The sequence below is a fragment of the Streptomyces shaanxiensis genome (assembly GCF_039537145.1).
GTDB classification, from domain to species: Bacteria; Actinomycetota; Actinomycetes; order Streptomycetales; family Streptomycetaceae; genus Streptomyces; species Streptomyces shaanxiensis.
On record NZ_BAAAZY010000010.1, the window covers coordinates 365,711 to 392,138 of the forward strand.

Here is a 26,428-nt window from a genome sequence, read left to right on the forward strand (position 1 = left end):
GACGAATACTGTATGAACCTTGTTATCCCGCATCCGGTGGGTGGTGTCCAGGGGGCGTGCGGCACTTTTGAGTCAGGAGCCGGAATGGACCTGTACGAACACCAGGCAAGGGAACTCTTCGAGGAACACGGCATCTTGGTGCCGCGGGCAGAGGCGACGGACTCGCCCAAGGAAGCCCGCGAGATCGCACGCCGGCTCGGTGGCCGTGTCGTGGTCAAGGCGCAGGTGAAGACCGGTGGCCGCGGCAAGGCGGGCGGTGTGAAGCTCGCCGCGGACCCGGCGGCCGCCGAGATCACGGCACGGCAGATCCTCGGCATGGACATCAAGGGCCACACGGTCGGCAAGGTGATGCTGGCCCAACCCGTGGACATCGAGACCGAGTTCTATGTGTCCTATGTACTCGACCGCGCGGCGGGCGGCTTCCTCGCCATCGCCTCGGCCGAAGGAGGCATGGAGATCGAGGAGGTGGCTGCCACCCGGCCCGAGGCCGTCGCCCGTATCCCCGTCGACCCGGCCGAGGGAGTGACCTCCGCGAAGGCGGGCGAGATCGCCGAGGCGGCCGGACTGCCGCCACAGACCGTCGATGTCCTCGTCCGGCTGTGGGAGGTACTGGTCCGTGAGGACGCCGTACTCGTCGAGGTGAACCCGCTGGTTCGCACCGCGCAGGGGCAGATCCTCGCCCTCGACGGCAAGGTCACCCTCGACGACAACGCCCGCTTCCGCCAGACACGTTGGGGCGCCGACGGCCTGGAGCACGACGACGCACTGGAGGCGGCGGCCGCTGCCAAAGGCCTCAACTACGTCAAACTGGACGGCGAGGTCGGCATCATCGGCAACGGCGCCGGACTCGTCATGTCGACCCTCGACGTCGTCGCGGGCTGTGGCGCCCGACCCGCCAACTTCCTCGACATCGGCGGCGGGGCGTCGGCCCGGATCATGGCCGACGGGCTGTCCGTGATCCTCTCCGACCCGGCCGTGAAGTCGGTCTTCGTCAACGTCTTCGGCGGGATCACCGCGTGCGACGCGGTCGCCGACGGCATCGTGCAGGCGCTGGACAGCGTCCAGTTGACCAAGCCACTCGTCGTGCGCCTCGACGGCAACAACGCCGCCCGCGGCCGCGCCATCCTCGACGACCGCGCCCACCCCCTGGTCCAGCAGGCCACCACCATGGACGGCGCCGCGCTGCGGGCCGCCCGACTCGCCACCACAGCCTGAGCCGCCACAGCCTGAGGAGACATGACGACATGGCCATCTACCTCACCAAGGAGAGCAAGGTCCTCGTCCAGGGCATGACCGGCGGCGAGGGCATGAAGCACACCCGGCGCATGCTCGCCGCCGGCGCGAACGTCGTCGGCGGAGTCAACCCGCGCAAGGCCGGCCGCAACGTCGACTTCGACGACCGCGCCGTCCCCGTCTTCGGCTCGGTCGCCGACGGCATACGCGCGACCGGCGCCGACGCGACCGTAGTCTTCGTGCCGCCCGCCTTCGCCAAAGCGGCCGTCGTCGAGGCCGCCGACGCCGGCATCGCACTCGCCGTCGTGATCACGGAGGGCATCCCGGTCCACGACTCCGTCGCCTTCACCACATACGCGAAAACGCGCGGCACCCGCATCATCGGCCCCAACTGCCCCGGCCTGATCACCCCGGGCCAGTCCAACGCGGGCATCATCCCGGCCGACATCACCAAGCCCGGCCGCATCGGCCTGGTCTCCAAGTCCGGCACGCTCACCTACCAACTGATGTACGAGCTCCGTGACATCGGCTTCTCGACCTGCGTCGGCATCGGAGGCGACCCGGTCGTCGGCACGACCCACATCGACTGCCTCGCCGCCTTCCAGGACGACCCCGACACCGAACTCATCGTCCTCATCGGGGAGATCGGCGGCGACGCCGAGGAGCGCGCCGCCGCGTACATCCGCGACCACGTCACCAAGCCGGTCGTCGGCTACATTGCCGGTTTCACCGCACCCGAGGGCAAGACGATGGGGCACGCGGGCGCGATCGTGTCCGGCTCGTCCGGTACGGCGTCGGCGAAGAAGGAGGCGCTGGAGGCGGTGGGCGTAGGGGTCGGCAGCACGCCCACCGAGACCGCGCGCCTGGTGCTGGAACGCCTGGGAGCCGGGGCGTGACGTCACTCATAGTCGGCGCGAAGTCACTTTCAGGCGTGACCGCGCGCAGCTAGCTTCCGCCGTAGCCATGTACGACCGCCCGCACGTCTCCCACCACAGCCCTTTCAGGGAAGGTCCCTGCGGGCCCCCTTTCCAGGGAAGGGCCCTGCGGGCGGACCCCATTTCTCTCGACTGTGCACCGAGAGCGGAGAACCGAATGGCAACCACCCTCACCCTCAAGGCCGGTACCTCCTGGTCCGACGCCTGGCAGCGCTGCCTCGCCGTCGCCCCGGAGGCCTTCCGGGACGACCGTGTCCTCAACCTCTGGAACTCCACCTGGCAGGCGGACGGCCGAGCCCTGCCCGCCACCAGCCCCGTCGACGGCAGCCCGATCGCCGGCCCGCCGCGCCTGGACCGGGCCACCGCCCACCAGGCCGTACGCGCCTCGCTCGACCAGCACCGCGCGTGGCGGCACATCCCCTTGGACGAACGCCGGGCCCGCGTCGCGGCCACCCTCGACGCCCTGACCCAGCACCGGGAACTGCTCGCCCTGCTTCTGGTCTGGGAGATCGGCAAGCCGTGGCGGCTCGCCCAGGCGGACGTCGACCGGGCCATCGACGGCGTGCGCTGGTACGTCGACGGCGTCGAACCGATGGTCGCCGGCCGGGCCCCGCTCGACGGTCCGGTATCCAACATCGCGAGCTGGAACTACCCGATGAGCGTGCTCGTTCACGCAGTGTTGGTACAGGCACTGGCAGGCAACGCGGTCATCGCCAAGACCCCGACCGACGGCGGTGTCGCCTGTCTGACCCTGGCCTGCGCGCTCGCTGCCCGCGAGGGAATTCCCGTCACCCTCGTCAGCGGCAGCGGCAGCGAGCTCTCCCAAGCGCTGGTGCGAGCGCCCGAGATCGGCTGCGTCTCCTTCGTCGGCGGCCGCGACACCGGCGCCGCGGTGGCCACGGCCGTCGCCGACCTCGGCAAACGACACGTACTAGAGCAGGAAGGACTCAACACCTGGGGTATCTGGAACTACACGGACTGGGATGCGCTGACGGCGGTCGTCCCCAAGCTCTTCGACTACGGCAAACAGCGCTGCACGGCGTACCCGCGCTTCGTCGTCCAGCGTGAGCTGTTCGACGAGTTCCTGGCGGCGTACCTCCCGGCGGTGCGCACGCTGAGGGTCGGCCACCCACTCGCGGTCGAAAAGCGGGACGACCCCTACCCGCAGCTGGACTTCGGCCCGGTGATCAACGCCGCCAAGGCCAAGGAACTGCACGACCAGGTCGCCGAGGCGATCGACCGCGGCGCCGTCCCGCTGCACCGGGGCAGGCTCTCCGACGCCCGCTTCCTCCCCGGCCAGGACACTTCGGCGTACGTTCAGCCGGTCACGCTGCTGAACCCGCCGCCGTCCTCCCCGCTCCACCACGCGGAGCCGTTCGGCCCGGTCGACACGATCGTCCTGGTCGACACGGAGGCGGAACTGCTGGCGGCGATGAACGCGTCCAACGGCGCGCTGGTCGCCACGCTGTCCACGGACGACCGGGCGACGTACGACCGCCTGGCCCCGCAGATCCGCGCGTTCAAGGTCGGTCACGGCAGGCCGCGCTCCCGCGGCGACCGCGACGAGCTCTTCGGCGGCTTCGGTGCCTCTTGGCGCGGGGCGTTCGTCGGTGGCGAACTGCTGGTGCGCGCGGTGACGCAGGGGCCGGTGGGGGAGCGGTTGCCCGGGAACTTCCCGGACTACCACCTCATGCCGTGAGGTGACCGGCCGGGCGCCAACACTCGATATCACCCCTGCGTGACCGCGATATCACGGAAGGTGAAGCCCTCCGGTCGCCTGGTCTATCGGCTCGCGTCGACCGTCCGACGGGCGGATATGCAGGTGAAGGGCACTCCGAAACCTTGGTATTGTTGTCCATGTCGCCGCGGGGAACACCCCCGGCAAGGCGGCAGACACCTAGTCCGGGTGGCGGAATGGCAGACGCGCTAGCTTGAGGTGCTAGTGCCCTTTATCGGGCGTGGGGGTTCAAGTCCCCCCTCGGACACAGAGACAGACCATATCCCCAAACTTGTGCGGGTCGAGCGTTGCCTCGGCTCGCACAAGCTGCTTTCGGAACGGCTCGTCCGCCGTCGGGGAGTACGGCTTCTTCGCTGTGTACGTAGCCTTCATGGTCCCCGCGTTTGGGCTGCTGACCTGGCTCGTAATCCGGACGCGACAGCGCGAGCTGAAGACCTTCCGCGAGGAACTGCCCGCCTACACCGTCGCCGGCTGGCTGACCCCCGCCGAACCCTTCGCGCTTGGCTCGATGCGGGCGCCGCATCGCCCGCCACCACGCCGGCAAACCGGCCGCGCGTGGTGGCGCAGTACGAGGCATACGTGACGTCCCTCGCCTTCCTACGACACGGGGGCGCAAGGGCCGTGCCGGCGCGGACTTCGTTGTACGGGAGAGGGAGCGTGGTCGCGGCGCCATGCCCGATGCACGGGGTTTACGGGTACGGCCGGCCGGCGGCGCCGTACCCGCGTACAACCCCTACCAGACGTAGAGCGGCGGATTATGGGCAGTTCGGCACTGCCGGACACCGCCGTAACGGCTGAGCATCGTCGCGGCGGAGAAGGGACCGGCAGGAGAAGAGAAGCCGACCCAGGATGAGGCCGACACCTCGAAGGACCGACCAAAGCCTTGGGCCGACGCGTCGAAAGGCCGACCGGAGCGTGAGGCCGGAGTCTCGCAGGCCCGCCCGGACCTCAGGCCGACGCCGCCGTAAGCCGCTCCACCTCCGCCGCCGTCAGAGTCACCTCTGCCACCCTCACCAGCGCCGGCAGCTGTTCCACCACTCGCGCGGACGCGATCGGGGCCGTCACCGTCGGCTGGGCGGCCAGCCAGGCCAGGGACACCGTGGCCACCGGGACGCGGTGGGCCTCGGCGATGTCGTCGAGGGCGGCGAGGACCTTGCGGCCGCGTTCCGTTTCCAGGTGCTTGCCGGCGCCGGCAGCGGCACGGGCGCCCTCCACCACCTCACCCTCGCGGTACTTGCCTGTCAGGAACCCGGACGCGAGTGCGAAGTACGGGACGGCGGCCAGGTTGGCGCGCTCCGCCACGTCCTGGAGCTCACCTTCGTACGTCTCGCGGGAGACCAGGTTGTAGTGCGGCTGGATTGCCACGTATCGAGCCAGGCCCTCTCGCTCGGAGAAGGCCAGGGACGCCTCCAGGCGGTCCGCCGAGATGTTGGACGCGGCTATGTGCCGCACCTTGCCTGCCTTCACCAGCTCGTCCAGCGCGCCGATGATCTCCTCGACCGGCACTTCCGGCTTGTCGAAGTGGGTGTAGTAGAGGTCGATGTGGTCCGTGCCCAGGCGGCGCAGTGACGCGTCGGCCGCGGCCTTGATGTTGGTCGCCGTCAGTCCGGGGTACTCCGGGTGCTGGCTGACCTTCGTGGCGATCACGACGTCGTCGCGGTTGCCGCGCGCCTTGACCCACTTGCCGATGATGGTCTCGGACTCGCCGCCCGAGTTTCCCTCCACCCACGCTGAGTACGAGTCGGCGGTGTCGACGAAGTTGCCGCCCGCGGCGGCGTAGGCGTCGAGTACGGCGAAGGACTGCGCCTCGTCGGCGGTCCAGCCGAAGACGTTGCCGCCGAGGGAGAGAGGGAAGACCTCGAGGTCGGATGTGCCCAGCTTGCGAAGAGAAGTCATGGTCATGGACAACGCCGGCGTAGGAGGCGGATCTTCCGGCACGGCCGCAAAGTTCCCCTAAAAGAAGCGGAGGAAGACATTCTGGCCAAGTGGCAGACCGCTGGGGTTCAGAGGAAAGCACACCTCAGGCGCCTCAAGGGCCTCAGAGGTTGAGCCCCTTGCTCCGCAGCCACGCCATCGGGTAGATACCGGTGTCCGCCCGCCCGGGTTGACCGTCAGGTGCAGGTGGGCCCCCGGTCACATTGCCCGTCGCTCCCACGCGCTCGATCACGAGTACACCTTCTGCGACGAGGGGCGTTGCGTATGCGCAACCTCCTCGACAAGGACACGGTGGGCGACGTCTGCCTGAGTCACCCCGGGGTGCTGGCGGCCGTCCGGCGTGTGCTGGGCACCGAGTTCCGGCTCAGCATACTGAACATGCGTTCCCGGCTGCCGGACCAAAAACGGCAAATGTGAGGCGGGTTCGCCACCGTTCCGCACGGATCAGGTCATGAATCGACAACCGCGCAACGATGTCGGTCGTTCACCCGTTCCGCCGATCTGGGCGCATGCGTGCTGGCCACGCAGGAGGTGACAACGGCCGACTGGGGAGCCGCGTTGCGGACGCTTGCCCTTCGACAGCCGGCCGAACCGCGTTGATCCGGTCATCGGGTGCTGGTCCTCAAGCCGCTTCCCGTGCCCATGGGACTATGATGATCACGAGGGCTCGGGCACCGCATCCCCCGTCGGTGTCCGAGCCCTCTGCTGTGCGGGCTCGCCCCGCCCCACCCCCGTGGGGGCAGAGCGAGCCCGGTCATGGGAGCCCGGTCACGAGGTGGACGCGGGCGGTTGCGAGGGTCCGGGAAGGTGCCGTGCCAGTTGCCTGGCCACGTCGATCACGGTGCGGTCGGCCAGGTAGGGACCGATGATCTGGAGGGCCAGCGGCAGACCGTCGGCGGTCTTCCCCGCGGGCATGACGAGGGCGGGGAGCCGGACATGGCCGGCCAGGTTCAGCCACGCCGTCTGGTCGAAGTACGGGCGCCGCTCGCCGTCGACGGTGATGAACCTCTGGGGAACCGGCGTCGAGGTCTGGTCGTCGACGGCCGTGGAAGGGACCGCCGGCGTGATGAGGACGTCATGCGAGGCGAAGTAGTCGGCCCAGCGGTCGCGCAGCTTCTCGCGTTCCTCGTTCGCGCGCAGCCAGTCCCGGTGCCGCATCGTACGTGAGTGCAGAAAGAGGCCGCTCGGGGCGTCGGCCGGAACCCTGTCGGCGGCGGCGATGTCGTCGGCGAAGCCGGCGTCGGTGGCGGTGGCGCTCGCCGTGGCGAACATGAGCTGTTGGAAGAGCCTGTCACTGTCGGCGAGTTGCACGGGCCGCGTGCTGCCGTCCACGGTGGCGCCCGCGGACCGCAGGAGGTCGGAGACCTGCTCCAGGAGCCGGCGGACATGTTCGTCGACATGGCAGTACGGGTCGTCCAGCCACAGTCCGAAGCGGTAGTCCGCCAGCCGGCCGTGCCGGGGCGCCGGGAGTTCGATCCGCCATGCGTCCGCGTCGGCCGGGGCCGGCGCCGCCAGGACCTGCAGGAAGCTGTCGAGGTCGTCGGCGTTCCGGGCGATGGGACCGATGGTGAGCATGTCGGAGCTGGTGAGCCACCCCGGTGGCCGGGGGATGTGCCCCCGGGTGGGGACGATGCCCCCGCTGGTGCGCAGCGCGTACACACCGCAGTAGGCGGCCGGGAGGCGGAGTGAGCCCGCGAGGTCGGAACCGAGTTCGAGGCTGGTCATGCCGGACGCGACGGCTGCGGCCGGCCCTCCGGAGGATCCGCCGGCGGTCTTGGCGTCGTCGTACGGGTTCTTGGTCGTGCCGAAGACCGGGTTCGAGGTCTGCAGGTCCTGACACATGACCGGGACGTTCGTCTTGCCGACGATCACGGCCCCGGCGGAGCGCAGGCGCGCGACGGCGTCCGCGTCCTGGTCGGGCACATGGGCGGCGAGGTCGGGGGAACCGCAGGTCGTGCGCAGCCCCTTCGTCTCCAGAGCGTCCTTGACCGTGAGGGGCAGGCCATGGAGTGGACCTAGCGGCTTGCCCGTCCTCGCCATGTGGCGGTCGGCCTCGTCGGCCGCCGCGCGTGCGGCGTCGGCGTCCAGGGTGATCACGGCGTTGAGGCCCGGATTGGTTTCGGCGATGTGCTGGAGATACCGCTCCAGGAGGGCGCGGCTGGTGATCGTGCGCCGGCGCAGTGCTTCGAGTTGCTCGCGCGCGGGGGCCAGGTGCAGGTCGGTGCGCGGGGATCGCGCGCCACCCGTGCGGGACCGCGCGACCGCGGACATGGTGGCCATGGACGCCACCGCGGCGATGGCCGTGGAGGCGATGAGCAGGGTGCGACGGACGATCACGAACGGTCTCCTGAGGTGCTGCTGAGGACGTCGGAAGCGTTGCGGCTCTCGCTCACAGGGGCCGTGAAGTGCGCGGCGACGCGCTGGAGGTGCAGCAGTTCGTCCTCCGTGGTGGCGAGGGCGAGCTCGGCGTCGGCGAACTCGGCGGGGGTGTCGACGGGTTCACCCGCCGCGTGCCGGACGAGGGCGGCGTGGATCTGGTCGGCGGTGACGGCCGCGACGAACTCGGTCCCGGACAGCCCCTCGGACGCGCGGCGGGCCTCCGCTTCCACCCGCACGGCCGGTTCGAGGTAGCGGCGCATCAGTTTCTGTCCCTGCCGGATCTCGACTCGGCGGCGCAGCAGGGGGAAATGGACGCTGCGGCCGCGCAGCACGTCCTGGCTCTGGCGAGCCGGGCGCCGCAGCGTGATGCCAGGGTCGGCCTGGTCGAGGGCGGCCCACAGCCGGCCGAGGCGCCGGTAGCGGAGGTGCGCGGTGGCCCAGTCGCGGACGCCGGTGGCACGGCGGGCGACGGTGGGCATGAGATAGCCGATCTGAGTGAGGGTCGCGCCGATGTCCCCACAGGCCCAGGCGAAGTCGTTGAGGTGGTCGACGCCGAACCCGACCTCGGCCCCGACGACGGCGGCGATGCGGATGCCGCTGTAGCCGAGGGTGATGATCGCGCCGACGGTCACGACACGCAGGCTGACGGCGATCGACCGGTTCGTGGCCCGGCGTGCGTAGGTCCAGCAGGACACCGCCAGGTAGATCTCGGCGACGGTGTACGTCCCGAAGTACAGCAGCACGTACGTCTGGAAGACGGGGTCGTGCGCGTAGTAAAGGGAGAAGTCGGTGGGCCGGGTGGCGGCCGGTGTGAGTGACGCGAACAGCACCGCCATGCTCGCGATGACCACCAGGGCCGCGACGAGCAGCAGCCGGCCGTGCCTGCGGGCCTGTGCCGGAGGCTTCGACCAGTACGCGAGGACGGTCGCCTGGAGGGCGAAGACGACGATCACGAAGCCCTGGGCGATCGGCACGACGATGTTCGGGACGCCGAAGAAGCCGTCGATGCGTACCCACACCCAGGTGAGGGAGACCGCGTAACTGAGGGCGGAGAAGCCGTAGGTGAAGGCCAGCGCGACGAGTGCCGGGTCGCGGCGGCTCCTGCCCAGGTCGCGCACCAGGATGAGGAAACCGGTGCCGGCGATGGCAAGACACAGGGGGTGGAGGATGTCTTTCACGGGGCCCTATTCGGTCAGCGCAGCAACGTGCGGGATATCGGGTCGGCTTCCCGGCGGTCCGACGTGCGGACCGCGCTCACGTGCTCCTGCAGGAGAGAGCCCAGCATCTCGGCCTCGAACTCCTCCGGTTCCTTGTACCGGGTCCGCCCCAGGACGAGTTGCACCGTGGCGGGGTCGATGTCGGTGATCAGACCGCCGAGGCTGCCGGCCTCGAGAGGGGCGTTGCCCCGGTGTCGCTTGAGCATGTGCCCGAACTCGTGGCCCACGATGATCTCGGCGTGCGCCCGGCTGACGGCCGTGTCGTAGAACACGTAGTCGGTGTCCGCGGTGGCGAGCCACAGACCGCACGGGGCCGAGGCGTCGAGGGAGTCGGGGTCGGCCGGGTCCGAGGCGAACGGCATGAGCCGGATCGAACGGCCGAGGTGCTCCTCCATGAACGGCGCCAGGTCCAGGACGCTGTCGACGGCGGGCAGGCCGAGGCCCGCGATGAACTCCCTGCTCCGGCGCTCGACCTCGTCGGCCTCACGATCGGCTCCGCGGTTACGACGGTCGAGCCACATGGAGCTTCCCCTTCTCATGGAGACACCGGTCGCCGGTCACGGCAGATCCCTTGCGGGGTCGTCGGGCAGGCCTTCCTCCTTGCGTACGGCTTCGAGGGCGGCCAGGACCTTGCGCTGTCCGGCGGCCGACACGCCCATCGACCGGAGCGCGATCTGCTCGACCCCGTTCTCCCTCAGTTTTCGCAGGATCTCGAACTGCGTCGCGATCTTCCGCGTGACCTCGTCCTCGACGAAGTAGGCGGCCTCCACGCCGAAGAACCGGGCGAGGAGCGGCACGATGGTGATGGTCGGGGTCCGCTTGCCCGCGCGCAGCAGGCTGATGTGGGAACGCGTGTAGCTGTCCTCCCCGTACGACGAGATCGTGCGGGCCACATGGGCGTTGGAGTACTCCTCCGCCCCTGGCGGACGCACGCGGTCGAACAGGAAGTTGAGGCGATCACTGAAGGGAGCACCGGGTCCTGGAACGGGAACCGGAGCAGGAGCCGGTTGAGCGGCCTCCGGCACATGGGGGCCGACCCCTGGTTCCGTCACTGCGCACCGCCTCCCTTCCCACTGGCGTGACTATAGTTGACGCCCGTTGCGCGTAACTATAGTCGACGCACCGGAAGTCGTGGCTCCGGGCCCCCGACGACTCCGCCCCGGCCGCCCCCGAACTCGGGCGGCTGGAGCGGCTGCTGGCCCACCAGCCGACTCTTGCGATGTCCGCCTCACCGCTGACGGGGCGCACGGCGGCCCGGTCGTTCAGCGGCTGGACCACGCGCGGACTCCCGCTCGCGCTTCCGGGCGACGGTGGCGTGCGGGCGGGGCGGTTCCCGGCAATTGGGTGGACAGGCGGAGATACTTCGTAAGGCGTCGTCGGAGTGTCCGGGGCGCGTTGTGTCATGCAGGCCGCGTCGGCCGGGCAGGAGCGATGTTGATCCGTGTTCTTCTCGTCGAGGAGGCAGACCTGGTGCGTGGGGCACTCGCCGCCCTGCTCACACGTGAGAAGGACATCGAAGTGGTCCCGGCGCCACCGGAGTACAGACACACGGTTTCGCAGGCGTTGTCGTACCGCCCCGACGTGGTCGTCATCGACGTCGACGGCGAGGAGGACCGCGCCCTCGGCACCTCGCTGGAGCTGTCCGCGCGGCTGCCGGAATGCCGGACCCTGCTGGTCGTCGGCTCGGCGACCCCGGAGTATCTGCGGCGGGCGCTGGCGCGTCGCGTGTCGGGCCTGATCGGCCGGAACAGCCCCTGCGACACCCTGCCCGAGGGGGTCCGCAAGGTGGCGGCGGGCGAGCGGTTCATCGACCCGGGACTGGCACTGCTGGCGCTCTCCTCGGCGGAGAACCCGCTGACCGACCGAGAGCGCGAGGTCCTGCGGCTGGCGGCGGACGGCACGCCCACGCGTGAGATCGCCGACCGGCTGTCGCTGTGCGTGGGGACGGTCCGCAATCACCTCAACGCGGTCTCCAGGAAGACCGGCGCACGCAACCGCATCGACGCGATCCGGATCGCGCGGGAGTCGGGCTGGCTGTAGCGCCGCCGTCCGCACCGGTGTCGTCAGCGCCGGATCTCGGCGCCCACCTGGTCCCAGTGGCCGATCAGGTCCCGGTAGAGGGCGCAGTCGGCCCGCAGCCGGTCGTGTGTGCCCAGGGTGCAGCGGGGGCCGTCCATGACGAGGACGAGGTCGGCGCGCAGGGCGGAGCTGATCCGGTGGGCGCAGACGATCAGCGTGGACGGGCGGGAGGCGAAGGCCCGTTCGGCGACGGCCTCGGCGCCGGGGTCGAGGTGGCAGGTGGCCTCGTCCAGCAGGACCAGCGGGGCGGGCGGCAGCAGGGCGCGGACGAGGGCGATCAGCTGCCGTTCACCGGCGGAGAGGAGGGCCGGGTCGACGGGCGCGTCGTAGCCGCCGAGGCGTGCGACGAGCGGGGCGGCACCGATGGCGTGGACCGCCGCGTCGAGGGCCGGCTGGGTGGCCGTCGGGTGCAGGTAGGCGAGATTCTCGCGCAGGGTGCCGACGAAAACGTACGCCTCCTGGGGGATCAGGACGCGCGATCGGGTGAGCCTGCCGGTGTCCAGGGAGCGGACCGGGACACCGCCCAGCCGTACCTGGCCGGCCTGCGGTTCGAGCACCCCGGCGACGATCGCGGCGAGCGTGGACTTGCCCGCGCCACTGGGGCCGACGACTGCCAGGTGGGTGCCGGACACGAGGGAGAGGTCGAGGCCCTGGACGACCGGTTCGGCGGACGGGGCATAGCCGAAGGTGACGTCGCGCAGGTCGACGCGGCCGTCCCGGGGGTGGGTTGCGCGCGGCGGGTCCGGCGGCGTTGGTGCGCGCGGTGGTGCGGCGGCTTCGGGTTTGCCCGGGCCGGTGGCGGATGGGGTGCCGTCCGCTCGGCCGGCGGCTTGTCCCTCGACCGCTCGGGACGGGGCCGCGACCCGAGCACTCGTGACCGCCGAGGTGCCGGTCACCCGCGCTGCTCGAGGGACCTCCGACGCTCCCGGCGCCCATGGACCGGCCGTCTCCAGAATCCGGCCGAGTGTGACCAGCAGCCACAGCCCGCTGCCGCCGAGCCCCTGGACGAATCCGCGCAGGGCCGGCTGCAGGCTCTGGGAGACGTAGGTCAGCGCGCCCAGGATCGCGCCGGCCGTCACCCCGCTTCGCACCATCCAGGGCGCCCCGGCCAGGATGAGCACGATCGGCAGCCAGCCGCCGACGCCCAGCGCGGCGGTGCGCAACGCGGTGAGGCGGGCCAGAGCGCGGGCCGCGCCCGCCGCCTCGTCGACACGGGCGCCGACCCGACGGCGTACGGCTTCCTCGGCACCGCACGCCGCCACGTCCCGCAGCCCGCCGGCCACCGTGCTCACCTGCTCGGCGATGGCCTCGTCGGCGAGGACGACCGCCCGCTGTCGGGCCGCCATCGCCCGCAGGGCCAGCAGGAAGAGGACGAGGCCGGCCATGAGGGGCGGTGCGACGAAGAGCAGGAGGGCGGGATCCAGCGCGGCCAGCCCGAGCAGCACGCTCACCGTCGTGACGGTGAAGCTCTGTACGAACATCACGACCGCCCCGTACGACTCGCGGGCGATCTCCACCTGCTCGGTCAGCCGTGCGACGCCCGCCGTGTCGACGCCCTGCCCGACACGGGCGGAGCGGTGCAGCGTGCCGGTGGTGGCGAGAGTGACCAAATCGTCACGGAACGGCTCCACGACACCGGCCAGTTGGAGCGTGACCTGCCGGGTGCCCCACGCGCCGACCAGGACCGCGCAGGCCAGCAGGCCGAGCCAGCCGAAGCCCGCGGCGCTGCGGCCGGCGAGGAAGCCGTCGTCGACGGCACGGGCGACCAGCCAGCCCGACAGCAGCGCGGGCACGGCCTCGACCAGCGACCAGCCGGTGAGCCGTACGAACTCCCGGCGCCGCGTGCGCAGCGTGGCGCGCAGCAGGACCCCCGGTCCGGGGCTCACCACACGCCTCCGTCACGCCCCGGCCCGTCCTCCGCCCGGAGCACCGCCCGATACCCCGCCTGCGCCCACAGCTCCCGATGCGTGCCCACCCCCCGCACCCGTCCCGCGTCGAGCCAGACGACCACGTCCGCGCGGGCGGCCGTGGAGGCGCGGTGGGTGACGACGAGGCGGGTGCGGTGGGCGAGTGGGCCGGTGCCGGTGAGGGCCTGGCCGATGTGGTGCTCGGTGACGGTGTCGAGGCTGGCCGTCACGTCGTCCAGCACCAGGAGGCGGCCGCACGGCGCGGACTGGACGAAGGCGCGGGCCAGACCGACGCGTTGGGTCTCGCCGCCGGACAGCGGCGCGGCGGCGAGCCGGGTGCCGTACCCCTCGGGCATGGTCCGGACGAAGGCGTCGGCGCGTGCCGCGGTGGCCCCCGCACGCACCTCCCCGCCCCCGGGTGTGCGCGGCCCGAACCCGATGGCGTCGGCGAAGGTATCGCCGAGCAGCACCGGGCGTTCGAAGCCGTAGGCGACGGCCCGCCGCAACTCCGCGCGGCCCACGGCACGCAGGGGTACACCGTCGAGCCGTACGTCGCCCTCGTCAGGGTCGGCGAGCCGTCCGGCCAGCGCGGCCAGCAGGGACTTGCCGGACCCGGAGCGTCCTACGACGGCGGTCAGCGCGCCCGCCGGCACGTCCAGGTCGATCGAGTCCAGCGCTGCGTCACCCGCTGGATTGCGTACCGTGACCCCGCGGAACTCCAGCCGCCCGCCGCCCCCGGAGGGCAGGCGCGCGTCGCCGTACGCCATCGCGGGCTCGGCCAGCACCTCGGCGATGCGCCCCGCGGTCGCGCGTGCGAAGGCCAGCCGGTGCACCGAGGCCACCAGCGAACTCACGCCGGTGGCCAGGAGCACGTACCCGCTCGCGGCGAGCATCTGACCCGGTGTGATGCGGCCCTGGGCGAGTCCCAGTCCGGCCACGGCCAGCACGGCGACCTCCAACAGGGGGACGATCGCGGCGTCGCGTGCGGAGACCCGGGCGAACGCGCGCCACATGCCCAGACCGTGGCGGTGGAGCTCCGGCAGGGGTGTCAGGACCCGCTCGGCCTCGCGGGCCGTGGTACCGGCGGCCGTGATGGTGCGGATGCCGGTGAGGGCGTCGACGAACCGGGTGGCGATGTCACCCTGTGTGGCGAAGTAGCGGTCGTTGAGGTCGGAGACGTCGCGGATGAAGGCGCGGACCACCAGGACGACCAGCGGCAGTCCGGCCAGGAAGGTGAGGCACAGCCAGGGGTCGATGAGGGCCAGGGCCACCACGGCCCCGACCGGGGGGACCAGTTCGGTCACCGCCCACACCAGGCCCGAGGGGGCGCTGCCGGCCCGGGCGGTGTTGCCCACCAGACGGGCCACCAGATCGCCGGGGGTGTGCCGGCGGGCGGCCGGGGCGCCCAGGTCGAGCACATGGCCGAGCAGGGTGTGCCGCAGCCATGCCGTGCACCGGGCGTTGGCCACGGCGCCCGCGTAGTCGTCCGCGGCGTCGCACACCACCAGCAGTGCGACGGTGACGGCGGACAGGGTCAGCCACAGTGCTGTGTCGCCGCGCCCGAGCACGGCGTCCACCGTGCGGCCCACGACGGCGGGCAGTGCGATGTAGACCCCCGCCAGCAGGAGGGACACGGCGGCCTGGAACACGCCCCACGCACCGCCTCGCCGGACCGTCGCCAGCAGCAGGCAGTCCGCCGCGCGTCGCTCCACCGGTTTGCTCCCGTCGTCGTACGGTTCCGGCGAAATGGGGGCGGGGGCGCGCGGTGGGCCCCCGCCGTTTCGACAGGGACTAGCAGAGCAGCAGGCTGAGGCGGCTTCCGCCACCACCGCAGCCCTTGCTCGCGCGGCTTCCGGGCGGCGGAGCGTATCCGGTCTCCGACTCGATGGTCAGACCCTGCAGTTCGAGGAGCGACATGTGTGCTCACCTCCTCTCTCGAATCTCCGTGGGGACGGGCAGGTCATGAGCCGGCCTCAGGCCCGGTGCCAGGAACGGCAGTCCGGTGGGCCGGGAGTGGAAGGCGGCGCCCAGGGCCAGCAGGACGCCCGCGGTGCCGGTGGCCAGGTCCATGGACAGCCGCAGCAACTGCTCGCCGGGGAAGGCGAGTCGGCCGTCGAGGACGCAGGCGTGACGCTCCAGGTGGCGTACGTGATCCGCGATCACGGGGTCGCGCGCGGCGGCCGTGCCCGGCGGGTGCGCGCGGCTGAGGTGGAGGATCATTCCGGCGACGCCGTCGAAGAGCCCGGGTTCGATGTAGAAGGACGCCCGCGCGGCCCTGCGGATCGCCTCGGCGGCATCCGCGAACCGTTCGTCCGCGCGGTGGGCCAGGTACTCGTCGAGGACCATGCCGATACCCACGCTGCCGTCGGCGAGATAGGGCATGGTGCGCCAGCCCTCGTTCACCTCCATCGACCCGTCCGCGCGCAGGAGGCAGCGGCGCAGGTCCTGGCGGAGCGCGGTGGCGGCCAGGTCGAGGAGTGCCGGGTCGCCGCCGTGCCCGTACCGAAGGCTGTGCTCGTACAGGCGCAGGAACAGCAGCGCGGGCCCGGAGGAGCCGTACAGCAGTCCCGCTCTCGGGTGCGTGCCGCCGCTGGTCTCCGGTGGGCCGTCGGCCGGTCCCAGCCGGTCGGCGACGGCCTGCGCCACGTGCAGGGCCGTGTCACGGCAGGTGGCGTCGTCGAGGGCGGTCGCGAAGTGCAGCAGGTTGAGCCCGATGCCGGACAGGCCTCCCTTGAGGTCCAGGGCCAGCCTCTCCCACTGTTCGCCCAGGCACATGTCGAGGACCTTGACGGCCTCCTCGTGGTGCCCGAGGTGCTTCAGGACGTACGCGACGCCGTGCAGGCCGTCGTAGAAGCCCAGGTGGGTGCCGGGTTCGGGGTGGAGCGCGTGCCGGATCAGCCAGTCCTCGTGGTCGGGCCGGCGTCCGGCGCCGGTCACGTCCAGCGCGTACAGCACGCCCGCCGCGCCGTGGGCCATGCCGAGGCCGCCGCCCGGGTCGGCGAACTGCTCGATGTCGCCCGGGAAGAGCCGGTCGTGGCGCTCGGGTGTGGCGGCGGCGAGGACGGCGTCGGTCATCGAGGTGCGGGCGCGAAGCCAGCCCGAGCGGTCGGGCCTCAGGCGGGGACCGTCGTTCACCCCCGCGGCGATCCCGCCGTCGCCGGTGAGCGTGCGGACCGCCTCGTCGAGGAACTCCCGGGGGACCGGGAACAGCCGGGCGGCCTCCCTGGCGAGCTGCCCGGCCTTGCCGCCGTCCAGGTCGATGAGGCCGGTCAGCGGCAGGAAGAGGAAGATCCTCAGACAGGCCAGCGCGTACCGGTCGATGTCGAAGCCGGTCGCGCCGCTCGGCGCCATGAAGCCCGGGGCCGCGAGGACCTGGTGCCCCGTCTCCGCCACGTCCGACGCGCCCTCGAAGTCGATCAGCACCACCCTGCCGTCGGGGCGGAGCAGGACGTTGTAGGTGTGCACGTCGCCGATGACGACGCCCCGCTCATGGACTTCGGCGACCGCTTCCTCCACCTGCCGGTGCACGTCGAGGGCCCAGGCGGTGTAGTCGGCGTAGGCCGCCGCGTCGGCGTCCAGGGAGGCCGGCGGATACTTCTCGACGAACACCTCGTGCAGGGCCCGTCCCTCGATGAACTCCTCGACGAGGAAGCGGTGCCCGCCCAGTTCGAAGTGGTCGCGGAGCCCGGGTACGCAGGTCAGGCCGCGCAGCCGGGCCAGGGCCGTCCGCTCGCGTTCCAGCCGGGTGACGGCGTCCGCGCCGTCGGGGGTGAGCCCGGCGTGGGGCCGTGCCTCCTTCAGGACGACACGTTCCTGGGTGCGGGTGTCGACACCGGCGTACAGCCCACCGCCGTTGGAGAAGTGCAGCGCCTTCTCGATGCGGTAGGGCAGGTCGGTGACGGTGGTCCGGCGGCTTTCGGCGAGATGCGGTTCGAGGAACGCGGGCAGGTGTACCCACTCCGGCATCCGGAAGGTGGGGCCGCGTACATCGGGGACCAGACGTCCGGAGGGTTCCGCCACCGCCTGCTCCAGCACCCCGCCGGCCGAGACGCAGTACCGGTCGGCGAAGGCGCCGTACCTGACGTACAGCGGACCGGCACCCCAGCGCAGGTCGCTGAGGATGTACGGCCCCTGCCGGCCGTCGAGGAGGGCGCCGAGCTCGGTGAGGACACGCTCGCACTGGGCCTCGTCCGCGGGGTAGACGGTCACGAACTTCCCGCTGGAGCCGCGGTGCGCGTACTTCGCGTTGGCGAGGAACAGGGTGTCCATGCCGGGCAGGAACTTGAAGGCGATACGGCGCGAAAGGCAGTAGTCCCACACCGTGTCCAGGATGGTCTGCGCGTTGTCCGGACACGCCGAGACGTGGATCTTCCAGCCCTGTGGGGGGAGTTCCGCGTCGGCGGGACGGCAGACCACCCAGTCGCCGAGTTCCTTGCGCGTCCACGACGAGGGCAGCGGGCGCAGGGTCTGGCGGAAGTGTCCACGCGTCCGGCCATGGGACGGGGTGTCGTAGAAATGCGGGTGAGTGAGGCAGTAGATCTCGTACCGCTTGTCCACGGAATGCCTCCCCGCGGGGGACGAGCTGACGGTGGGTCGGGCCACCTGGTCCGCGTCGCTCACCTCTCACGATGACAGAACAGGGGAGTACGAACATCGTTCGACTGTCACCGCAGGACCATGAGATTCGCACGGCCCGCCTGGACGAATCACACGGCCGGCGGTGCTGCCGAAAGGGCCGGTCAGGCGGCCGGGCTCGGTGCGCCGGCGCGCAGGACCGCGACGACGCCGCCGTCGACGAGGAGGTCGGTGCCGCTGACGAAGCCCGAGTCCGGACCGAGCAGGAACGCGGCCGCGGCCGCGATGTCGGCCGGTGTGCCCAGCCGTCCGGTGGCCGAGGCATCGACCATCGCGCGCATCGCGGTGCCGCTGTCGCCCGCCAGTTCCTGCTGTCCCATGGGGGTGGAGATGACGCCGGGACTGATCGAGTTGATCCGGGCACCGCGCCTGCCCCACGTCCCGGCGGCCGCCTGGACGTGCAGATGGTTGGCGCGCTTGGCGAGGCCGTAACCGACGGCACCCGAGGTCACCTCGCTGACGAACGGCAGATCGAGCAGTTCGTCGGCGGGCGTGCGGGCCAGGACCCGCTCCTGCTCGGCGTCCAGGGGAGCGGCCAGATGCCCGGCCATGCTGGAGATGACGACGCCCGCGCCGCCGGGGGCGATCACCCGTCCGAACTCCTCCAGGGTCAGCGCCACGCCGAGCAGATCGACGGCGAGGATCGCTGCGGCGGGCGCCTGCACCGGGGAGAGGCCAGCGGTGTGGACGACCTCGGTGACGCTGCCGAGTTCCGCCGCCAGGTCGGCGAGGGCGGCCACCGAAGCGCGGGAGGAGACGTCGACGGGGGACGTGACGACGTCGTATCCCTCGCCGCGCAGCGCCTGTGCCGTGGTGCTCAGCACCTGCTCGTCGAAATCGGCGAGCAGCACCTTCCTGCCCGCACCCTGCCGCCGGGCGATGCTCTGCCCCATTCCGCCGACACCGATGACGACCAGCACGTTCCTCGCCATGAGGCGCTCTCCCTCCGCCGCGCACGGCTCTCTCCCGGCCCAATTACATTACGATCCGTTCCGTAACGGAAGGATGCACCTGGCCTCTACGATGGGTGCCATGGGAGAGGTACGCCGGCGAGGCCGGCCCCGCAGCGCGACAGCCGACCGTGCCATCCTCGAAGCGACGCGGGAACTGCTCGTCGAGAACGGCTACGCCGGACTGTCGATGGAAGGCGTGGCCGCGCGGACCGGCGTGGGAAAGCCGACCGTGTACCGGCGTTGGCCCTCCAAGGGCGCTCTCGTCGCCGAAGCGGTCAACCACGGTTTCCTGGCCGCCACGCCCGGCCGCGGCGTCGATCCGCCCGACACCGGCGACATCGAGGCCGACATCCGCCAATGGCTGCGCGGGTACGCGGCGCTGGCCGCGGACCCCCGCCACACCCCCCTCGTCCTCGCCCTGACCGCCGCTGCGGCGGAGAACCCGCAGGACGCCGAGGTCCTCTACCAGCAGCTCACCGGCCCCCGGCACGAGGCTCTCGTGGAGCGGCTGCGCCGCGGTGTGGACGCCGGCCAGGTGCGTGCGGACGCCGACCTGGACGCCGTCGCCGACGCCGTCACCGGCGCGCTGCTCTATCAGCTCCTGACCGGAAACGCCGCCGCGTCGGAGCGGCGGGCGGCCGCGCTGGTCGACATCCTCCTCGGCGGGCTTCGCGCCGGCCCCGGTGAGGCCTGACCTCGTCAGTCGTCACCGGTGTCAGTCGGTCGGCGTCAGTCGTGGTCGGCCGTCACCGCGCCGACGGCGGAACGGTCTTCGTGACGCGCGTCGTCCGCGTTCCTCGGCCAAGGGCGGCTGGTGATGCGCTCGATGTCAGGACGTCGAGATCGACGGCGAAGTGCTGCCCAGCGGCACGACCGTCGTGTGCAGCATGCCGTCCGCCAACCGGGACGAGCAGGTCTTCGCCGACGCGGACGACATGGTGCTGTCCCGGTCCCCGAACCCGCACCTGACGTTCGGCGTCGGACCGCACTCGTGCCTCGGGCAGAGCCTCGCCCGCACCGAACTCCAGGTCACCCTCGACGTCCTCCTCCGCAAGCTGCCGACCCTTCAACTGGCGGTCTCCATCGATGAGTTGCAGCGCGTGGAGGGGCTCCTCGTCGGCGGACTGCGCACGGTGCCCGTGCGGTGGTGACGGCTCCCATGCGAGGAAGAAAGGCAACGAAGGAAGAAAGGCAACGAAGGAAGAAGGGCAACGGACGTGAAAGTCAATGTGGACCAGGGCCGCTGCTGCGGTGCCGGCCAGTGTGTGCTGATCGCACCCGAGGTCTTCGACCAGCGTGACGACGACGGCATCGTCACCCTCCTGGAACCGAGCCCCGCCGCGGACGTGCACGCGGCCGTCCGTGAGGCCGCCGCGGTGTGCCCCGCGGCGGCGATCACCATCGACGACGACCGGTAAGAAGACGTCGACCAGTAAGAAGACGACGACCGGTAAGCAGACGTCGATCAGTCAGGAAGACGCCGACCAGCAAAAAATCAGCTGCTTCGACCCGGCCCGGTTCCCTAGACTCACCACGCAATCACGCGCCGCCCACCACTAGGCGGCGCGTCGTCGTGACGAGCAGAGGGGAGCCGGGCCGTGCGTGACCGCACCGCTGCCGTCGTCTCCCTCTGCCGGTACGAGGTGATCCTCGTGTCCTCGTCCGCCCGGTGCCCGCTGCGCGGCCGGCACCGGACGCCCGTGACGAACGTCTGAGAGCGCCCGAGTACATCCCGTACGTCAAGTACGTCAACGCGCCTGCCACAACACCCTTCTGACGGGACGGCAGGCCGTGCTCGTGTGCGCGCCGAACCCGTCCGGGAATCGCGCTGACCCGTTTCCGCTTCCGGATCATCCGAAAGGCCAACGGCCGTGCGCACCAACCTCAACACCCTCGCCGTCGTCCGCAACCTCGGCATCCTCGCCCACGTCGACGCCGGCAAGACCACTGTCACCGAACGGATCCTGTACGCCACCGGGACCACGCACAAGCGCGGCGAGGTCCATGACGGCACCACTGTCACCGACTTCGACCCGCAGGAACGCGATCGCGGTATCACCATCTTCGCGGCGGCGGTCAGCTGTGCCTGGGACGGTCACCGGATCAACCTCATCGACACGCCCGGTCACGTCGACTTCGCCGACGAGGTGGAGCGTTCGCTGCGCGTCCTCGACGGCGCGGTCGCGGTGTTCGACGCCGTCGCGGGCGTGGAGCCGCAGAGCGAGTCGGTGTGGCGGCAGGCCGACCGCCATGGCGTGCCGAGGATCGCGTTCGTCAACAAACTGGACCGGGCCGGGGCGGACCTCGACACGGCGGTCGCCTCGATCCGGGACCGGCTGCATCCGGCGCCACTCGTCGTGCAGTTGCCCATCGGCGTGGAGGACGGTTTCCGCGGCGTCGTGGACCTCGTACGCATGCGAGCGCTGGTATGGGCCGACGGCGCCGAAACGGCCGTGGAAGAACCGGTGCCGGAGGACCTGCGAGAGGAGGCGCTGCGGCGTCGGCGGATGCTGGAGGAGGCCGTGGCCGAGCTGCACGCCGGTGCGCTGGAGGAGTTCTGCGCGCGGTCGACGCTCGCGCCGGAGACCCTCGTCACCGCCCTGCGCGACCTGACGCGCAGCGGCGACGGCGTGGTCGTGCTGTGCGGCTCGGCCTACCGCAACCGGGGGATCGAGCCGCTGCTCGACGCGGTCGTGGCGTATCTGCCTTCGCCGCTCGACGTGCCGGCCGTACGCGGCCTGCGCGACGGTGCCGACGGAGAGCGGCCCGCGGATCCGCGGGCTCCGTTCGCGGCACTGGCGTTCAAGGTGAGCGCCACCCCGACCGGGCGGCTGACCTACCTGCGGGTGTACTCGGGAACGATCGAGAAGGGAGAAACGGTGTACGACGCGGGTGCGCGGCGCACCGAGCGGATCGGGCGGATCCTGCGGGTCCAGGCCGACCGGCACGCCCGCGTGGACCGGGCGGTCGCGGGGGACATCGTGGCCGTGGTCGGCCTGAAGTCGGCCCGCCCGGGCTCCACCCTGTGCGCACCGGACGCCCCGCTCGTCCTCGAGCCGCCCAGTGTGGCCGACCCGGTGGTGTCGGTGGCGGTCGAGGCGCGCAGGTCCACCGACACGGACCGGCTGGCCTCCGCGCTGGGGCGGCTGGCCGAGGAGGATCCGTCGCTGGTCGTGCGGACCGACGCCGAGACCGGGCAGACGGTGCTGTCCGGCATGGGTGAACTGCATCTGGAGGTCGCGGTGGAGAAGATCCGTCGGGATCTCGGGCTGGAGGTCAACGTCGGCCGTCCCCGGGTGTCCTACCGGGAGACGGTCGGCCGAGGGGTGTCCGGCTTCGTCTTCCGGCACGTCAAACAGGACGGCGGCGCCGGGCAGTTCGCGCACGTGGTCCTGGACGTGGCGCCTGCAGAAGGCGGTTTCGAGTTCCGCTCGGCCGTCGTCGGCGGTCGCGTGCCGCAGGAGTACGTCCGTGCCGTCGAGGCCGGCTGCCGGGACGCCCTCGCCGAGGGCCCGCTCGGCGGCCACCCGGTGACCGGGCTGCGCGTCACCCTCACCGACGGGGCGACCCATGTGAAGGACTCCTCCGACACGGCCTTCCGCACCGCCGGCCGACTCGGCCTCCGCGATGCCCTGCGCACCTGCGCGATGGTCCTCCTGGAGCCGGTCGTCGAGGTCACGGTCACCGTGCCCGACGACGCGGTCGGCGGAGTCCTCGGCGACCTCGCGGCGCGCCGGGGCCGGGTGACCGGCTCGACCACGCGGGCGGGCGCGGCGGTCGTCACGGCGACCGTGCCGCTGGCGGAACTGTTCGGCTACGCGACCCGGTTGCGCAGCCGGACGCAGGGCCGGGGCAGCTTCACGTCCCGGCCGACCGGGTACGCGCCGGCGCCGGCAGCGGCAGCGGCGCCGATGCCGACGGCATCGCGGTAGGGCGTTCGGGCCCCGTCTCCTCCAGGGACGGGGCCCTCCGCCCTCTGGGGGAGCCCATTCAGGGATTCCGCTCAGGGATCCCGCTCAGGGATACGACACCACCGTCGACGGCACCGTCGACGTCCCCGAGGTAGGCGCTCCCGTGTCGTTGATGACCCGCTCGTACTGCCCGTTGCCGCCCAGCGACACGACCAGCAGATCGTGGAACCGCACTCCCGGCGTGTTCGGGGCGGCGAAGCCGTGGTGCTGCACGATCGTGGGGTCGACGTTGTAATAGCAGTAGCTGCCCAGTCCCCAGCCTTCGTGCGAGGTCACGCCGTCCCCGACCTTGTAGGCGGCGTAGCCCTTCACCGGCCCGTTCTGGATGGCGGCCTGGTTCGGGGCGTCGTACGCCTTCTCGTTCTGGAAGAAGATCGTGCGACCCCGCTGGCCGTACCACTGGACGTCGTACTTGTTGAAGTGCTCCACGAACAGGCCGGTGGCCAGGACGTCGTGGCCGTTGACGACGACGCCGTAGTCGGCGCGGTTGGTCTCCCAGCCGACTCCCTCGCCGTGGTCGGCGCGCCATACCCACGTGTGGTCGATGATCGTGTGCCGGCTGTTGATCACCATGCTGGTGGTGGCCTTGCCGGCGCCCGCGCCGCCGATCCGGATGAACACGTCCTGCACGGTGGTCGGGTTGGCGGAGTGGTCCCGGGAGGCGCCGCTCGGGCCGACCTCCAGCAGGGTCGCGGAGTTGACCGGACCGGCGTCGACGAGGAAGCCCGCGAGCCGTACGCCGTCCACGTCGGCGACCCGCAGTGCGGTGACGCCGTTGTCGGGGATGATCGTCGCGTATCCCAGGCCGAGTACGACCGTGCCGGCCCGGTTCACCAGGATCGGCTGGTCGAGGTGGTAGATCCCCGGCGTGAGCAGGAGGTGGAGTCCCTGTGCGAGCGCCTGGTTCAGCGTGGCCGCCGGGACACCGGGGCGTGCCACGTAGAACCGCGTCAGAGGCAGCGAAGTGCCTCTCGGTGTGCCGTTGCCCCAGGTGACACCGCGGGCGTTGGTCCGCTTCTCCGGCAGGAAGACACGGAACTCGCTTCCGTACTCGCTTCCGTCGACGTACAGGAACGGCTTCTCGCGTGAGACGGGAGTCGTGTCGAGCGTGGTGTACGGCGGGTCGGGGAAGCTCTGCGCGGGTGCGCCCTCGACGCCAGAGAACACCATGTTCCACACGCCGTTGAGCCAGCCGCCGACCGCGCTGTCGCGGGTGTACCACTGCTGCTGCGAGTACGGTCCGACCTGACCGTCGATCCGGCTGTCGGCGATGTAGCCGCCGCTGGCCCAGCCGTAGCCGGTGGGGGAGAGGTTGAGGCCGCCGCGCACATGCATCCGGCGGAAGGGTGCCGCCTGCGCCACCGCCCACCGGTTGGTGCCGTTCACCGGAACCAGGGCGAGGTTCTCCGCCGAGCGCCAGAAGTTCTGCGTCGCGTTGCCGTTGAACCAGCCGGCGTCGACCGTGACGTCGCCGTTGATGGTCGTGTCGTCGGGGGACAGGCCCAGGCCCGCGATCGAGGTGTAGAAGCCGAGTTGGGCGTTGAGGCCGTGGTAGGTGCCGGGCCTGAAGAGCAGGGCGTAGCGGCCGGTGCCGAACTGGGCCGACTCCTGCTGCCGGAACACCTCGTCGAGGCGGGCCTGGATGCCCGGGGTCGACGGGTCGAAGACGAGGACGTTCGGGCCGAGATCGCCGCCACCGGGCAGGGGGCGCGGTCTCTTCCGGGCCGACGGCGCGGCGGAGGCCTGGCCGGCGGACGGACCGGCGGCCTGCGGCGACACCCGCGAGGAAGCTTCCGCGGAGGCGTCCGTCGACAGTCCGAGCACAGCCGGCGCCGACGCGACCGCGGCGCCGATGAGGGTCCGGCGGCCGATCGCGGGCGGTCCCGAGGACGGGGAGGGCGGGGAGGAAGGGGGCATGGGGCGGCTCTCCTGGTTCAGGAAGTGAACGTCGTGGGGTGCGGGGAGCGCTCTCTCGCCGCTGAATGGTTCAACCGTGGAACGGATGAGTCAAGAGGTGCGGCGGAAGTTCCGAGAGTGTGTCAAAACCCTTGACGCGCCCGCCTTCCGAGGCTTAACTCACGCTCTAAATTAAGCCGTGATGCACTTCCCGGAAGGGCCATCAGGAGCATGCGCAGCATCCGAGCCGCAGCCGTAGGCGCCGTCACCGTGTCCCTCGCCCTGGCCGCCTCGGCCTGTGGTGGCGGTTCGCCGACGGGTGGCGGGTCCGACGACTCGCCGAAGACCCTCACCTACTGGGCGTCCAACCAGGGCGCGAGTATCGAGGTCGACAAGAAGGTCCTCCAGCCCGAACTCGACAAGTTCGAGCAGCAGACCGGCATCGAGGTGAAGCTGGAGGTCGTGCCCTGGTCGGACCTGCTCAACCGGATCCTCACCGCGACCACCTCCGGGCAGGGCCCGGACGTCCTCAACATCGGCAACACCTGGAGCGCCTCCCTCCAGGCCACCGGGGCGCTGCTGCCGTGGGACGCCGGGAACCTCGACAAGATCGGCGGCAGGGACCGGTTCGTCGACTCGGCCCTCGGCTCGACCGGTGCGCAGGGCCAGGACCCGGCCGCGGTGCCGCTGTACTCGATGGCGTACGCGCTCTACTACAACAAGAAGATGTTCGCCGACGCGGGCATCTCGAAGCCGCCGGCCACCTGGGACGAGCTCATAGCCGACGGCAAGAAGCTGTCGCAGGACGGCAAGTGGGGCCTGGGCGTTGAGGGTTCGAACCCGTCGGAGAACATCCACCACGCCGTCGTCTTCGCCAAGCAGCACGGCGCCGACTTCTTCACCGCCGACGGCAAGCCGGACTTCACCTCCGACAAGGCCGTCGAGGGCGTCAAGCAGTTCGTCGACCTGATGGCCAAGGACAGGATCATCGCGCCGGGCAACGCCGAGTACGCCCAGAACCAGTCCGTCAGCGACTTCGCCAAGGGCAGGACGGCGATGCTGCTGTGGCAGTCCGCCTCCGCCAACCTCAAGTCGCAGGGCATGAGCGAGGACGCCTACGGTGTCGCCCCCGTGCCCGTCCAGTCCGGCACCCCCGGCGCCGGCACCGGCGTCAACTCCATGGTCATGGGCATCAACCTGGCCGTCTTCAAGAACACCGACAACCTCGACGGCGCCACGAAGTTCGTGAAGTTCATGACGAGCGACGCCGAGCAGAAGATCCTCAACGAGGCCTACAGTTCGATCCCGCCGGTCAAGGGGGCGCAATCGGACCAGGCCTTCAACACCCCCGCCAACGCGGTCCTCAAGGACACCCTCGCGGGAAGCGCCGTCGCCGCTCCCCAGGTCGCCGACGAGTCCCAGTTCGAGACGGCGGTCGGAACGGCCGTCAAGGAGCTGTTCGCCGACGCCGCCGCCGGACGCGCGGTGACCACCGACTCGGTGAAGGCGGCCCTGGAGAAGGCCCAGCAGCAGATGCCGACGAAGTGAGC

At 71.2% G+C, this 26,428-nt stretch carries 20 protein-coding genes, 1 tRNA gene and 3 pseudogenes; 12 read left to right on the forward strand and 12 right to left on the reverse strand.

Annotated elements, in window-relative coordinates; genetic code table 11:
* Positions 1-84 precede the first annotated feature (84 nt).
* From sucC to ABD932_RS15740, 5 genes and pseudogenes are all read left to right on the forward strand, one after another.
* Positions 85-1,215 carry an ADP-forming succinate--CoA ligase subunit beta gene (sucC, locus tag ABD932_RS15720; protein ID WP_345013008.1) on the forward strand — a complete coding sequence of 377 codons (1,131 nt, stop codon included), beginning with the start codon at positions 85-87 and terminating at the stop codon, positions 1,213-1,215.
* Positions 1,216-1,244: 29 nt separating this feature from the next.
* The gene (sucD, locus tag ABD932_RS15725) at positions 1,245-2,129 is read left to right on the forward strand and encodes a succinate--CoA ligase subunit alpha (protein WP_345013010.1); all 885 of its coding nucleotides are present in this window, start codon (positions 1,245-1,247) and stop codon (positions 2,127-2,129) included.
* Positions 2,130-2,325: 196 nt separating this feature from the next.
* On the forward strand, positions 2,326-3,867 hold the full coding sequence (locus ABD932_RS15730) for an aldehyde dehydrogenase family protein (RefSeq protein WP_345013012.1): 1,542 nt from the start codon (positions 2,326-2,328) through the stop codon (positions 3,865-3,867).
* Between the two features lie 201 nt (positions 3,868-4,068).
* Positions 4,069-4,153: transfer RNA gene (locus ABD932_RS15735), tRNA-Leu, on the forward strand.
* 69 nt (positions 4,154-4,222) lie between these two features.
* Positions 4,223-4,652 (forward strand): annotated as a pseudogene (locus ABD932_RS15740) (PrsW family intramembrane metalloprotease); the annotation flags it as partial.
* A gap of 202 nt (positions 4,653-4,854) precedes the next feature.
* Here ABD932_RS15740 and ABD932_RS15745 read toward each other — a convergent pair.
* The gene (locus ABD932_RS15745) at positions 4,855-5,802 is read right to left on the reverse strand and encodes an aldo/keto reductase (protein WP_345013014.1); all 948 of its coding nucleotides are present in this window, start codon (positions 5,800-5,802) and stop codon (positions 4,855-4,857) included.
* Positions 5,803-5,944: 142 nt separating this feature from the next.
* Positions 5,945-6,073: pseudogene (locus ABD932_RS15750) on the reverse strand (M23 family peptidase); the annotation flags it as partial.
* 32 nt (positions 6,074-6,105) lie between these two features.
* On the opposite strand from ABD932_RS15750, the gene ABD932_RS15755 reads away from it, so the two are divergent.
* Complete coding sequence (locus tag ABD932_RS15755) at positions 6,106-6,258, forward strand: hypothetical protein (RefSeq protein WP_345013016.1); 153 nt, start codon at positions 6,106-6,108, stop codon at positions 6,256-6,258.
* 351 nt (positions 6,259-6,609) lie between these two features.
* Here ABD932_RS15755 and ABD932_RS15760 read toward each other — a convergent pair whose 3' ends face one another.
* The 4 genes from ABD932_RS15760 to ABD932_RS15775 are packed head-to-tail and all read right to left on the reverse strand — an operon-like array spanning position 6,610 to position 10,369.
* On the reverse strand, positions 6,610-8,178 hold the full coding sequence (locus ABD932_RS15760) for an amidase (protein ID WP_345013018.1): 1,569 nt from the start codon (positions 8,176-8,178) through the stop codon (positions 6,610-6,612).
* Positions 8,175-9,398, reverse strand: a complete 1,224-nt coding sequence (locus tag ABD932_RS15765) for an MAB_1171c family putative transporter (protein ID WP_345013020.1) — start codon at positions 9,396-9,398, stop codon at positions 8,175-8,177. The genes ABD932_RS15760 and ABD932_RS15765 overlap by 4 nt, the downstream gene beginning before the upstream one ends.
* Before the next feature lie 14 nt (positions 9,399-9,412).
* Positions 9,413-9,976 carry a hypothetical protein gene (locus ABD932_RS15770; RefSeq protein ID WP_345013022.1) on the reverse strand — a complete coding sequence of 188 codons (564 nt, stop codon included), beginning with the start codon at positions 9,974-9,976 and terminating at the stop codon, positions 9,413-9,415.
* An 18-nt stretch (positions 9,977-9,994) separates the two neighbouring features.
* Complete coding sequence (locus tag ABD932_RS15775; protein WP_126396439.1) at positions 9,995-10,369, reverse strand: hypothetical protein; 375 nt, start codon at positions 10,367-10,369, stop codon at positions 9,995-9,997.
* Positions 10,370-10,871: 502 nt separating this feature from the next.
* On the opposite strand from ABD932_RS15775, the gene ABD932_RS15780 reads away from it, so the two are divergent.
* Complete coding sequence (locus ABD932_RS15780) at positions 10,872-11,477, forward strand: response regulator transcription factor (RefSeq protein ID WP_345014414.1); 606 nt, start codon at positions 10,872-10,874, stop codon at positions 11,475-11,477.
* 23 nt (positions 11,478-11,500) lie between these two features.
* Here the strand turns inward: ABD932_RS15780 and ABD932_RS15785 are convergent, their stop codons facing one another.
* From ABD932_RS15785 to ABD932_RS15805, 5 genes are all read right to left on the reverse strand, one after another.
* Positions 11,501-13,402 carry an ATP-binding cassette domain-containing protein gene (locus ABD932_RS15785; protein WP_345013025.1) on the reverse strand — a complete coding sequence of 634 codons (1,902 nt, stop codon included), beginning with the start codon at positions 13,400-13,402 and terminating at the stop codon, positions 11,501-11,503.
* Complete coding sequence (locus tag ABD932_RS15790) at positions 13,399-15,135, reverse strand: ABC transporter ATP-binding protein (RefSeq protein WP_345013027.1); 1,737 nt, start codon at positions 15,133-15,135, stop codon at positions 13,399-13,401. The genes ABD932_RS15785 and ABD932_RS15790 overlap by 4 nt, the downstream gene beginning before the upstream one ends.
* Before the next feature lie 79 nt (positions 15,136-15,214).
* Complete coding sequence (locus tag ABD932_RS15795) at positions 15,215-15,340, reverse strand: SapB/AmfS family lanthipeptide (RefSeq protein WP_345013028.1); 126 nt, start codon at positions 15,338-15,340, stop codon at positions 15,215-15,217.
* Between the two features lie 6 nt (positions 15,341-15,346).
* Entirely contained in the window at positions 15,347-17,980 is a 2,634-nt protein-coding gene (gene lanKC / locus ABD932_RS15800) for a class III lanthionine synthetase LanKC (RefSeq protein WP_345013029.1), read from the reverse strand.
* 182 nt (positions 17,981-18,162) lie between these two features.
* Positions 18,163-18,990 (reverse strand): SDR family oxidoreductase, encoded by an 828-nt coding sequence (locus tag ABD932_RS15805; protein WP_345013030.1) that lies wholly within the window; start codon positions 18,988-18,990, stop codon positions 18,163-18,165.
* A gap of 100 nt (positions 18,991-19,090) precedes the next feature.
* Between ABD932_RS15805 and ABD932_RS15810 the strand changes: the two genes are divergently transcribed.
* The 4 genes and pseudogenes from ABD932_RS15810 to fusA all read left to right on the forward strand — a co-directional run bounded on the left by ABD932_RS15810 (position 19,091) and on the right by fusA (position 22,943).
* Positions 19,091-19,705, forward strand: a complete 615-nt coding sequence (locus ABD932_RS15810) for a TetR/AcrR family transcriptional regulator (protein WP_345013032.1) — start codon at positions 19,091-19,093, stop codon at positions 19,703-19,705.
* A 136-nt stretch (positions 19,706-19,841) separates the two neighbouring features.
* A pseudogene (locus ABD932_RS15815) lies at positions 19,842-20,162 on the forward strand (cytochrome P450); the annotation flags it as partial.
* A 66-nt stretch (positions 20,163-20,228) separates the two neighbouring features.
* A complete protein-coding gene (locus ABD932_RS15820) occupies positions 20,229-20,429 on the forward strand; it encodes a ferredoxin (RefSeq protein ID WP_345013034.1) in 201 nt (66 codons plus the stop codon).
* Between the two features lie 453 nt (positions 20,430-20,882).
* Positions 20,883-22,943, forward strand: coding sequence for an elongation factor G (gene fusA, locus ABD932_RS15825; RefSeq protein WP_345013036.1), 2,061 nt, complete (start codon positions 20,883-20,885; stop codon positions 22,941-22,943).
* Between the two features lie 84 nt (positions 22,944-23,027).
* On the opposite strand, the gene ABD932_RS15830 is transcribed toward fusA, so the two are convergent.
* Positions 23,028-24,899: a coagulation factor 5/8 type domain-containing protein gene (locus tag ABD932_RS15830; RefSeq protein ID WP_345013038.1), complete on the reverse strand. Its 1,872-nt coding sequence runs from the start codon at positions 24,897-24,899 to the stop codon at positions 23,028-23,030.
* A gap of 210 nt (positions 24,900-25,109) precedes the next feature.
* On the opposite strand from ABD932_RS15830, the gene ABD932_RS15835 reads away from it, so the two are divergent.
* Positions 25,110-26,426, forward strand: a complete 1,317-nt coding sequence (locus ABD932_RS15835; protein WP_345013040.1) for an ABC transporter substrate-binding protein — start codon at positions 25,110-25,112, stop codon at positions 26,424-26,426.
* Positions 26,427-26,428 lie beyond the last annotated feature (2 nt).